The sequence below is a fragment of the Streptomyces sp. HUAS MG91 genome (assembly GCF_040529335.1).
GTDB classification, from domain to species: domain Bacteria; phylum Actinomycetota; class Actinomycetes; order Streptomycetales; family Streptomycetaceae; genus Streptomyces; species Streptomyces tabacisoli.
Genome location: NZ_CP159534.1, coordinates 6,702,000 through 6,713,398 on the forward strand (window position 1 = coordinate 6,702,000; position 11,399 = coordinate 6,713,398).

An 11,399-nucleotide genomic window follows, 5' to 3' on the forward strand; every position below is an offset into this window, starting at 1 on the left:
GTGGGCTTGTGCGTCAGCTCATCCGCAGGGCCAGGAAGAAGTCCAACTTGTCCTCCAGGCGCGACAGATCACGGTTCGTCAGCTGTTCGATCCGGCCGACGCGGTAGCGCAGCGTGTTGACGTGCAGGTGGAGCCGCGAGGCGCAGCGGGTCCACGAGCCGTCGCAGTCCAGGAACGCCTCCAGGGTCGGGATCAGCTCCGCGCGGTGCTTGCGGTCGTAGTCGCGCAGCGGATCCAGGAGCCGGGCGGTGAACGCGCGCCGCACGTCGTCCGGGACGAACGGCAGCAGCAGCACGTGCGAGGCCAGCTCCTGGTGACCGGCCGCGCAGACCAGGCCGGTGCGGGCCCCCGCGACCCGGCGGGCGTGCCGGGCCTCCTCCAGGGCGCCGCGCAGCCCCTCCGCCGAGTGCACGGCGGCGCTCACGCCGATGGTGAGGCGCCCGTCGTCGGCGAGCCCCGCCGACAGCGGATCCCGTACCGAGGTCAGCAGCGCGTCGGCGATCAGGCCCTGCTCCGCCCCGTTCTCCTCCGTGGGCACCGCGGGCAGCGGGACGAGCGCGATCGCCTCGTCGCCGGTGTGCGCCACGGCGATCCGGTCGGACGGCTCGGGGCCGGACGACAGCGGGTCGACGAGGATCTCCTCCAGGAGCGACTGGGCGACCGGGCCGCCCTCGATGTCGCCGCCCTCCCACTCGACCTTCGCCACGACGACCTGCCAGTGCGGGGCCGCGCCCAGGCCGGGCAGCAGCACCGGGGCGGCGACCCGCAGCCGGGCGGCGATCTCGGCCGGGGCGGCGCCCGACTGGACCAGTTCGAGGACTTCCTGGGCCAGCCGTCGGCGTACCGTACGCGCCGCGTCGCGCCGGTCGCGCTCGACCGAGATCAGCTGGGTGACGCCCTGGAGCAGGTCGAGCCGCTCCTCGGGCCAGTCGCCGGCGTCCGCCTCGACCGCGAGCAGCCAGTCCGACAGGACCGTCTCGCGCACGTCGCGGGAGCCGGTCAGGGCCGCGCCGTGGGCCCCGGAGCGGATCGGGAAGAGCGAGTACGTGCTGCCGTCGACCGTGACGCGGTGCGGGGCGCGGCGCCCCGAGCGGGTCGCCGACAGATGCTCGGCGGCCAGCCGGGCGCAGACCTCGGGCGGCAGCTCGGGCCCGCTCGCGCCGGAGCCCGCTATCGCGCGCCCGGCGGGGGAGAGCACCCAGGCGCGCAGGTCCAGATCGCTGCCGAGCAGGTCCAGGACGACGTCGGGGCCGCCGCCCGTGGGCCCGGACGTCATCAGCCGCCGGTGCCGGTCCACGACCGCCGCGAGGTCCCCCGCGCGCTCGCCGGAGACCTGGCGCACGACGTGCTCGGTGATGGTCGCGAACGCCACCGACTCGTTCACCGCGAAGAGCGGCAGGCGGTGCCGTGCGCAGGCCTGGACGAGATCGTCGGGGATCGCGCCCAGCTCGGCCTCGCCGGCCGCCAGGGCCGTGACCCCGGCCGCGTTGAGTATCCGTACGAAGGGCTCGGAGTCCGCCTCGTCCCGGCGCCAGGCCAGGCCCGTGAGGACCAGCTCGCCGCCGGACAGATAGCGGCTCGGGTCCCGCAGGTCCGTGGTCATCACGCCCCGGACGGTACGGTCGAGCTCTTCCTCGCCGCCGAGGAGCCTGAGGCCCAGCGCGTCCGTGTCCAGCAATGCGCGCAGCCGCATGTCTTCGTCGCCGCCGATCTGTCTCGAAGTGTGCGTGGGGGAGTGCGTCGTCCGTTTCCCACGAGAAACGGAGAGGTTACTGATGCCCTCCGTTCATACGAATCTACAAGACACCCGTCTTGGTCAGCCAACTCCTTCATGGTTTCCGTGACTGACCCCGGTGCGGTACACCCCTGTGTACTGGGCCCACTCCGCGTGAACAGCACATGAACGAGCCTCTGTGATCCGCACATCCGTGGCTCGATCGCTTCGCCAGACACTCATCGAACATCTGTACGACGCGAACGATTCGAACGATCCACGCACGACGCCGAACGATTACGAAGAAGAGAGCCGCTCATGGACTTCCTTCGCCCCGCCAGCTGGGAGGAGGCGCTCGCCGCCAAGGCCGAGCACCCCACGGCTGTGCCGATTGCGGGTGGCACCGATGTGATGGTCGAGATCAACTTCGACCACCGGCGGCCCGAGTACCTGCTCGACCTCAACCGCATCAGCGAGCTGAGCCAGTGGGAGGTGGGAGAGGGAGCCGACGGCACGGTCCGGCTCGGCGCCTCCGTCCCGTACACCAAGATCATGGAGGAGCTGCGCACCGAGCTGCCCGGTCTGGCGCTCGCCTCGCACACCGTGGCCTCGCCGCAGATCCGCAACCGCGGCGGCGTCGGCGGCAACCTCGGCACCGCCTCCCCGGCCGGTGACGCCCACCCCGCGCTGCTCGCGGGCGGCTGCGAGGTCGAGGCCGAGTCGGTGCGCGGCACCCGCATGATCCCGATCGACGAGTTCTACACGGGCGTGAAGCGCAACGCGCTGGCGCCCGACGAGCTGATCCGCGCCGTGCACCTGCCCAAGGCGCAGGGGCCCCAGCAGTACTCCAAGGTCGGCACCCGCAACGCCATGGTCATCGCCGTGTGCGCCTTCGGCCTCGCGGTGCACCCCGAGACCCGTACCGTGCGCACCGGCATCGGCTCCGCCGCCCCCACCCCGGTCCGGGCCAAGGAGGCCGAGCAGTTCCTGAACGCCGCGCTCGACGAGGGCGGGTTCTGGGACAACGGCAAGATCATCACCCCGTCGGTCGCCAAGCAGTTCGCGGACCTGTGCGCCGCGGCCTGCAACCCGATCGACGACGTACGCGGCACCGCCTCGTACCGCCGGCACGCCGTCGGCATCATGGCCCGGCGCACGCTGACCTGGGCCTGGGAGTCCTTCCGCACCACGAACACGATGGGGGGCGTGGCGTAATGCGCGTCAATTTCACGGTCAACGGCCGTCGGCAGGAAGCCGACGACGTGTGGGAGGGCGAGTCCCTGCTGTACGTGCTGCGCGAGCGGATGGGCCTGCCCGGCTCCAAGAACGCCTGTGAGCAGGGCGAGTGCGGTTCCTGCACCGTCCGTCTCGACGGCGTGCCGGTGTGTTCCTGTCTGGTCGCCGCCGGACAGGTCGAGGGCCGCGAGGTCGTCACCGTCGAGGGGCTCGCCGACTTCGCCAACCAGCGCGCCTGCGGCTCCCACGAGGGCGGTGCCTGCGGCACCTCGCTCCAGGAGGCCCAGGGCTGGTCCGCCAAGGGCACCGACTCGCAGACCGGCGAGGGCGCGGAACTCGCCCCGATCCAGCAGGCGTTCATCGACGCCGGCGCCGTCCAGTGCGGCTTCTGCACCCCGGGCCTGCTGGTCGCCGCCGACGAGATGCTGGAGCGCACCCCGAACCCGTCGGACGCGGACATCCGCGAGGCGCTCTCGGGCAACCTGTGCCGCTGCACCGGCTACGAGAAGATCATGGACGCGGTGCGGCTCGCCGCGGCCCGGCAGTCCGCTTCCGAAGGGGTCTGAGCCCATGGCAACCACCGGAATTCCCTTCAACGTCACGCAGGGATCCAAGACCAAGGGCGGCATCGGCGAGTCCACGCTCCGCCCGGACGGCACCCTCAAGGTCACCGGCGAGTTCGCGTACTCGTCCGACATGTGGCACGAGGACATGCTCTGGGGCCAGATCCTGCGCTCCCCGGTCGCGCACGCGGAGATCGTCTCCATCGACATCGGCGAGGCGCTCGCCACCCCCGGCGTCTACGCGGTCCTCACCCACGACGACCTGCCGACCGACGTGAAGAAGTACGGCCTGGAGTTCAAGGACACCCCGGTCCTCGCGCACGGCAAGGTCCGCCACCACGGCGAGCCGGTCGCGCTGGTCGCGGCCGACCACCCGGAGACGGCGCGCCGCGCCGCCGCCAAGATCAAGGTCGACTACCGCGAGCTGCCCGTCATCACCGACGAGGCGTCCGCCACCGCACCGGGCGCGATCCTCGTCCACGAGGGCCGCGACGACCACCACGCCGGTCACGTCCCGCACCAGAACATCGTGCACCGCCAGCCCATCGTGCGCGGCGACGCCGACAAGGCCGCGCTCCGCGCCGACCACATCGTCACGGGCGACTACTACTTCGGCATGCAGGACCAGGCGTTCCTCGGTCCCGAGTCGGGCCTCGCGGTGCCGTCCGAGGACGGCGGCGTCGACCTGTACGTGGCCACCCAGTGGCTGCACTCCGACCTCGGGCAGATCGCGCCCGTGCTCGGTCTGCCCGAGGACAAGGTGCGCATGACGCTGGCGGGCGTCGGCGGCGCGTTCGGCGGCCGCGAGGACCTGTCGATGCAGATCCACGCCTGCCTGCTCGCCCTGCGCACGGGCAAGCCCGTCAAGATCGTCTACAACCGGTTCGAGTCCTTCTTCGGCCACGTCCACCGCCACCCCGCCAAGCTCCACTACGAGCACGGAGTGACCAAGGACGGCAAGATCACGCACATGAAGTGCCGGATCGTGCTCGACGGCGGCGCCTACGCCTCGGCCTCCCCGGCGGTCGTCGGCAACGCGTCCTCGCTGAGCGTCGGCCCGTACGTCATCGACGACGTCGACATCGAGGCGATCGCGCTCTACTCCAACAACCCGCCCTGCGGCGCCATGCGCGGCTTCGGCGCGGTCCAGGCGTGCTTCGCGTACGAGGCGCAGATGGACAAGCTCGCCGACGTCATCGGCATGGACCGGGTCGAGTTCCGGCAGCTCAACGCCATGGAGCAGGGCACCATCATGCCGACCGGACAGCCGGTCGACTCGCCCGCGCCGGTCGCCGAACTGCTGCGCCGCGTCAAGGCGATGCCGCTGCCGATGGAACGCCAGTGGGAGTCCAGCGAGGGCTCCGACGTGCGCCAGCTTCCCGGTGGCCTGTCCAACACTACCCACGGTGAGGGCGTCGTCCGCGGCATCGGCTACGCGGTCGGCATCAAGAACGTCGGCTTCTCCGAAGGATTCGACGACTACTCCACCGCCAAGGTGCGCATGGAGGTCGTGGGCGGCGAGGCCGTCGCCACCGTGCACACCGCCATGGCGGAGGTCGGCCAGGGCGGCATCACCGTCCACGCGCAGATCGCCCGCACCGAACTCGGCGTCGCCCAGGTGACCATCCACCCCGCCGACACCCAGGTCGGCTCGGCCGGCTCGACGTCCGCCTCCCGGCAGACGTACGTCACCGGCGGCGCCGTCAAGAACGCCTGCGAGCTGGTGCGCGAGAAGGTCCTGGAGATCGGCCGCCGCAAGATGGGCACCTACCACCCGGCGTGGGCCACGGCCGAACTCCTCCTGGAGGGCGGCAAGGTCGTCACCGACGGCGGCGAGGTCCTCGCGGACCTGGCCGACGTCCTGGAGGGCGAGGTCGTCGAGCTGGAGGAGGAGTGGCGCCACCGGCCCACCGAGGCCTTCGACCTGCGCACCGGCCAGGGCAACGGCCACGTGCAGTACTCCTTCGCCGCGCACCGCGCCGTCGTCGAGGTCGACACCGAGCTCGGCCTGGTCAAGGTCATCGAACTGGCCTGCGCCCAGGACGTCGGCAAGGCGCTCAACCCGCTGTCCGTCGTCGGCCAGATCCAGGGCGGCACCCTCCAGGGCATGGGCATCGCCGTGATGGAGGAGATCGTCGTCGACCCCAAGACCGCGAAGGTCAGGAACCCCTCCTTCACGGACTACCTGCTCCCCACGATCCTCGACACGCCGACCATCCCGGTCGACGTGCTCGAACTCGCCGACGAGCACGCCCCGTACGGGCTGCGCGGCATCGGCGAGGCACCGACCCTGTCGTCCACCCCGGCCGTCCTCGCGGCGATCCGGAACGCCACAGGACTCCAGCTCGACCGGACCCCGGTCCGGCCCGAGCACCTGACGGGCACGGCCTCCGCCTAGTCCCGTCGTCACGGGGTGCCGGTCAGGCACCGGCACCCCGTCCCCCCACCTTGCGCCTCGGGCCGTCCCCCGGGTCGTGCAGCCATCCCAAAACCCGCGCTCCGTCGTGATGTTCGCGGGTGCCCCTTTGAACCTTGGGAAACGAGGCACCATGACCCAGCAGTCCGTGGAGCCGAAGACCACCGCGGAGGACGCGGGCGCGGGTTCGCGTCCGCCCGCCGGCCGGTCTTGGCTCGACCGTTACTTCCACATCTCCGAGCGAGGGTCGACGTACGCGCGCGAAGTGCGCGGCGGCATCACCACCTTCATGGCGATGTGCTACATCCTGCTGCTGAACCCGCTGCTGCTCGGCGGGCCCGACGTGGACGGCAACAAGCTCAGTCACGCCGGACTGATCACGGCCACCGCGCTCGCCGCCGCCGTGTGCACCCTCCTGATGGGCTTCGTCGGCAAGGTCCCGCTCGCGCTCGCCGCAGGCCTGTCCGTCTCCGGCGTCCTCGCCACGCAGGTGGCGCCCAACATGACGTGGCCGCAGGCCATGGGCATGTGCGTGCTCTACGGCGTCGTGATCGTGCTGCTGGTCGTCACCGGCCTGCGCGAGATCATCATGAATGCGATACCGCTCGCCCTGAAGCACGGCATCACCATCGGCATCGGCATGTTCATCGCCCTGATCGGGCTGGTCAACGCCGGTTTCGTCGGCAAGGGCAACCCGGTCACCCTGGGCACCGGCGGCCAGCTCTCCGGCTGGCCCGTGCTCCTCTTCAGCGTCACCCTGCTGCTCATCTTCATGCTCCAGGCGCGCAACATCCCCGGCGCGATCCTGATCGGCATCGTCGTCGGCACCATCCTCGCCGTCATCGTCAACGCGGCCTTCGACCTCAGCCCCAAGGTCTGGGGCGGCAGCCCGCCCGAGCTGTCCGGCAGCGCCGTCTCCATGCCCGACTTCGGACTCTTCGGCCATGTCGAGTTCGGCGGCTGGGACTCCATCGGCGGCATGACCGTCGGCATGATCGTCTTCACCCTGGTCCTCGCCGGCTTCTTCGACGCGATGGCCACCATCATCGGCGTCGGCACCGAGGCCAAGCTCGCCGACGACAAGGGCCGGATGCCGGGCCTGTCCAAGGCGCTGTTCATCGACGGCGCGGGCGGCGCCATCGGCGGTGTCGCGGGCGCCTCCGGGCAGACCGTCTTCATCGAGTCGGCGACCGGCGTCGGCGAGGGCGCCCGCACGGGCCTGTCCTCGGTCGTCACCGGCCTGTTCTTCGCGCTCGGCCTGTTCTTCACGCCGCTCGCGCAGATCGTGCCCGGCCAGGTGGCCGCCGCCGCGCTCGTCGTCATCGGCGCCATGATGATGCAGAACGCCCGGCACGTGGACTGGTCCGACCGGGCCGTGGCCGTGCCGGTGTTCCTCACCGTCGCCCTGATGCCGTTCACCTACTCGATCACCGCGGGTGTCGGCGCGGGCGTCATCTCGTACACCGCGATCAAGGCCGCGCAGGGGAAGTTCCGCGAGATCGGCGCCTTCATGTGGGTGCTGACCCTCGTCTTCCTCGTCTACTTCGGCCTGCACCCGATCGAGAGCTGGCTGGGCGTCAAGTAGTTCCCGCCCTCCATCCACCGCGTATCCGTTAAGGAGACCGAGACATGCTGGACATCGCCGAAGAGCTCGACCGGTGGGTCGGGCAGGGACGCGACTTCGCCGTAGCCACCGTGGTGGCCGTCGGCGGCAGCGCGCCCCGGCAACCGGGAGCTGCCCTCGCCGTCGACAGCGAGGGCACTGCGATCGGCTCGGTCTCCGGCGGCTGCGTGGAGGGCGCGGTCTACGAACTGTGCCGACAGGCGCTCGAGGACGGCGACACCGTCCTGGAGCGCTTCGGCTACAGCGACGACGACGCGTTCGCCGTGGGGCTCACCTGCGGCGGCGTCATCGACATCCTCGTCACCCCGGTACGCGCCTCGGACCAGGCCGTGCGCGAGGTGCTCGGGGCCGCGCTCGCCGCCGCCGCACGGGGGGAGGCGGCGGCGCTCGCCCGGATCGTGTCGGGCCCGGCCGAACTGGTGGGCCGGGCCCTGCTCGTCCGGCCCGACGGCTCGTACGAGGGCGGGTTCGGGGCCCACCCCGAGCTGGACCGCACCGTGGCGGCGGAGGCGGTCGCGCAACTCGACGCCGGCCGCACCGCCACCCTGGAGATCGGTGAGCAGGGCTCGCGCTGCGGAGCACCGCTCACGCTGCTGATCGAGTCGTCCGTCCCCGCGCCCCGCATGATCGTGTTCGGCGCGATCGACTTCGCGTCGGCGCTGGTGCGGATGGGCAAGTTCCTCGGCTACCGCGTGACCGTGTGCGACGCCCGGCCCGTCTTCGCGACGGCCGCGCGGTTCCCGGACGCGGACGAGATCGTCGTCGAGTGGCCGCACAAATATCTGGCCCGCACCGAGGTCGACGGCCGCACCGTGCTGTGCGTCCTCACCCACGACGCCAAGTTCGACGTACCCCTGCTCCAGCTCGCGCTGCGGCTCCCGGTCGCGTACGTCGGCGCGATGGGCTCCCGCCGCACCCACCTGGCCCGCAACGAACGCCTGCGCGACGTCGGCGTCGGCGAACTGGAACTGGCCCGCCTGCGCTCACCCATCGGCCTCGACCTCGGCGCCCGCACCCCGGAGGAGGTCGCGGTGTCCATCGCCTCCGAGATCGTCGCCGCCCGCCGCGGCGGCACCGGCGTCTCCCTGACCGGGGCGCACACGCCGATCCATCACGAGACGGGGGCGACGGCGCGGATCGGGTCGGTGGCCTGACGGCCCGGACGCCCGCACCCACCCCCGGCGCACCCGTGCGCCGGGGGCTCGGCGTCATCTGACAACAGGAGCCCCGTGCACCGTACTTGACGCCACGCGCCGCTCCCACGACCCTCGTGTGGGAGCGCTCCCGCACGTTCCCGGACGCTCTTCCGTGATCTTCGAGGACCACAGGAGTGAACCCGTGCGAGAACCCGTCAGACGCACCCTCCGCCGTACCGCGACAGCCGTGGCGGCGCTCTCCGTCGTGCTGTCCGGGCTGCTGGCCGGCGGCCCCGCCGTCGCCGCCGACACCGCGCGGCACGGTGCCCGCCTCTACACCCCCGACCCCAACCCCGACGGCGTGCGCCAGGCCCTCGGCCTGGTCAGGGCCGGGCAGTACAAGGACGCCGCGGGCGTCGCGGCCATGCTCGCCACCCCGCAGGCGGTCTGGCTCGACGGGCGGAGCCCCGACGAGGTGGAGCGGCTCGTCCGGGACGTGACGAAGGACGCCGCCCGCGACACCGCCGTCCCGGTCCTCGCGCTGTACGACGTCCCCGGCCGGGACTGCGCCAACTACTCGGCGGGCGGCGCCGCGAACAGCGCCGAGTACCGGGCCTGGATCGACGCCGTCGCGCGCGGCATCGGGGCACGGGACGCCATGGTGGTCCTCGAACCCGACTCGCTCGCCCTGCTGCCCGCCGACTGCGGCCAGGACGACGCCGAAGGCACACTGACGGCCGCGCGGTACGCCGAGGTGAACTACGCCGTCGACACGTTGGAGCCGCTGCGCGGGACGCGGGTCTACCTCGACACCGGCCACCCGGGCTGGCACACCGTCGGCTCGATCGTGCCGAGGCTCGTCGAGGGCGGCGTCACCCGCGCCTCCGGCTTCTTCACCAACGTCTCGAACTACTACTCGGACGACGCCAACTCCTGGTACGGGAAGCTGATCTCGTCGTGCGTCGCCTACGTCGAAGGAGGCGGGGACGCCGCCGCGTGCCCCGACCAGTACTGGCCGCGGGCCGACGCGCAGGCCTGGCTCGACGCCCACGTCCACGTACCGGCGTCCCGAATGGCGCACTTCGTGACCGACTCCAGCCGCAACGGGCAGGGCCCGTGGACCGCGCCGGCCGGCAAGTACGGCGACGCGCAGGAGTGGTGCAACCCGCCGGACCGCGGCCTGGGAGCCCGGCCGACCCTGCGCACCGGCGACCCCCTCCAGGACGCACGCCTCTGGATCAAGACGCCGGGCGAGTCGGACGGGCTGTGCCTGCGCGGCACGGCCGGCCCCGAGGACCCCGAGCGCGGCACCGTCGACCCGGACGCCGGGGACTGGTTCCCGCGGCAGGCCCTGGAACTCGTACGGAACGCCAGGCCGCCGCTGCTGTGAGGGGCGGCGCGCCCCGTCAGCCCTTCACCCGTAGCAGCCCGTCCACCGCCCGCCCGAACATCCACCGCCCCGCGATCCTGAGCACCGGATCCGCCGCCCCGGGCAGCCCCCGGACCGCCAGTTCCTCGCGCCACTCCACCCGGGACCCGCCCCCGCCGAGCGGCCGGACCTCGAACTCCGCCCAGCCGGTGACGACCCGGCCGCGCTTCTCCAGGCGGCACCGGTGCGGGGGCTGCCAGGCGACGACCTCCATCGGGTCGTCGAAGCCGAACCGGCGGGCGGTGCCGGTGCGGGCCGTGAACACGGTGCCCGCGGCCGTGGGCGGCGGGGTGGTCACGGTGACCCGGGTCAGGGGCACGACATCGCCGTGCCGCTCCCAGTCGGTCAGCCGCAGCCATGCCTCGTCGGCGCTGAGCGGAGTGTCACGGACGATCCGGATGCGGGCGGTCATACCGCGATGCTAGGCCGTCGGCGGCGTCAGGGCTTGTAGATCTTGCCCGGTTCGGCCGTGCCCGGTGCCAGCAGTTGGGGGACCGTCACGAAGACGTACCCCTTCGCCTTGAGTTGGTCGATGATGGCGGGCACCGCGGGCACGGTGTTCTTGTAGATGTCGTGCAGCAGGATGATCGAGTCCCGGTGCGTCTGCTGCACGGCCCGCTCGGTGATCGTCTTCGACGGCGGCAGCGTGTAGTCCTTCGTGGTCACGTCCCACAGCACCTGCGCGAGCCCCTCCTTCTTGGCCAGCTCGCTCACGTGGTCGTTCGTGCGGCCCTGGGGCGGGCGCATCAGCGTGGGGCGCTTCCCGGTGAGCTTCTCCACCGCGTCGTCGGTGCGCTGGAACTCGTCGTGGATCGCGTTGTCGTCGATGTCGGTGAGGATCTTGTGGTCCCAGGTGTGGCTGGCGAGCTCGTGTCCCTCGCGCGCCATCCGCTTGACCAGGTCCGGGTGCTCGGCGATGTGGTTCTTGCCGAGCAGGAAGAACGTGGCCGGGACCTTCTTGTCCTTGAGGATGTCCAGCAGCCGGGGGCTGTTCTCGCTCGGGCCCGCGTCGAAGGTGAGCGCGACGCACTTGGCCCGGCGGCAGTCGACCGTGCCGAACGCCGCCGCGGGCCCGGTGTCGGCCGCGCGGGCGGCGCTCGGCTTCGACGTGTCGTACTTCGTGCAGCCGCTCAGGCCGAGGGAGAGGGCTCCGGCGGCGGCGACGGCCGCCACCGCGCGGAACCCTTTCCGTATTTTCATCATCTTTTCATGTGCAGCAGGCATGGCGGGCACTATACACATGGGTTGTACACCCAGTGTATAGCTGTTTGGCCTGCTGTT

9 protein-coding genes are annotated in these 11,399 nt (G+C 71.7%); 6 read left to right on the forward strand and 3 right to left on the reverse strand.

Going from position 1 to position 11,399, the window contains the following annotated elements; translation table 11 throughout:
• Positions 1-13: 13 nt before the first annotated feature.
• Positions 14-1,693 (reverse strand): PucR family transcriptional regulator ligand-binding domain-containing protein, encoded by a 1,680-nt coding sequence (locus ABII15_RS30355; protein WP_353945453.1) that lies wholly within the window; start codon positions 1,691-1,693, stop codon positions 14-16.
• Between the two features lie 339 nt (positions 1,694-2,032).
• Here ABII15_RS30355 and ABII15_RS30360 point away from each other — a divergent pair, with 339 nt between their 5' ends.
• The 6 genes from ABII15_RS30360 (at position 2,033) to ABII15_RS30385 (ending at position 10,079) form a co-directional block, all read left to right on the forward strand.
• Entirely contained in the window at positions 2,033-2,929 is an 897-nt protein-coding gene (locus tag ABII15_RS30360) for a xanthine dehydrogenase family protein subunit M (RefSeq protein ID WP_353945454.1), read from the forward strand.
• Positions 2,929-3,516: a (2Fe-2S)-binding protein gene (locus ABII15_RS30365; RefSeq protein WP_353945455.1), complete on the forward strand. Its 588-nt coding sequence runs from the start codon at positions 2,929-2,931 to the stop codon at positions 3,514-3,516. The genes ABII15_RS30360 and ABII15_RS30365 overlap by 1 nt, the downstream gene beginning before the upstream one ends.
• A gap of 4 nt (positions 3,517-3,520) precedes the next feature.
• Positions 3,521-5,911 (forward strand): molybdopterin cofactor-binding domain-containing protein, encoded by a 2,391-nt coding sequence (locus tag ABII15_RS30370; protein ID WP_353945456.1) that lies wholly within the window; start codon positions 3,521-3,523, stop codon positions 5,909-5,911.
• A 151-nt stretch (positions 5,912-6,062) separates the two neighbouring features.
• Positions 6,063-7,514, forward strand: a complete 1,452-nt coding sequence (locus ABII15_RS30375; protein WP_353945457.1) for an NCS2 family permease — start codon at positions 6,063-6,065, stop codon at positions 7,512-7,514.
• Between the two features lie 44 nt (positions 7,515-7,558).
• Positions 7,559-8,707 carry an XdhC/CoxI family protein gene (locus ABII15_RS30380; RefSeq protein ID WP_353945458.1) on the forward strand — a complete coding sequence of 383 codons (1,149 nt, stop codon included), beginning with the start codon at positions 7,559-7,561 and terminating at the stop codon, positions 8,705-8,707.
• Between the two features lie 184 nt (positions 8,708-8,891).
• On the forward strand, positions 8,892-10,079 hold the full coding sequence (locus ABII15_RS30385) for a glycoside hydrolase family 6 protein (RefSeq protein WP_353945459.1): 1,188 nt from the start codon (positions 8,892-8,894) through the stop codon (positions 10,077-10,079).
• A 16-nt stretch (positions 10,080-10,095) separates the two neighbouring features.
• On the opposite strand, the gene ABII15_RS30390 is transcribed toward ABII15_RS30385, so the two are convergent.
• Together ABII15_RS30390 and ABII15_RS30395 are read right to left on the reverse strand one after the other, a co-directional pair.
• Entirely contained in the window at positions 10,096-10,530 is a 435-nt protein-coding gene (locus ABII15_RS30390) for an SRPBCC family protein (protein WP_353945460.1), read from the reverse strand.
• Positions 10,531-10,556: 26 nt separating this feature from the next.
• Positions 10,557-11,321 carry a polysaccharide deacetylase family protein gene (locus ABII15_RS30395; protein WP_353947250.1) on the reverse strand — a complete coding sequence of 255 codons (765 nt, stop codon included), beginning with the start codon at positions 11,319-11,321 and terminating at the stop codon, positions 10,557-10,559.
• Positions 11,322-11,399: the final 78 nt, after the last annotated feature.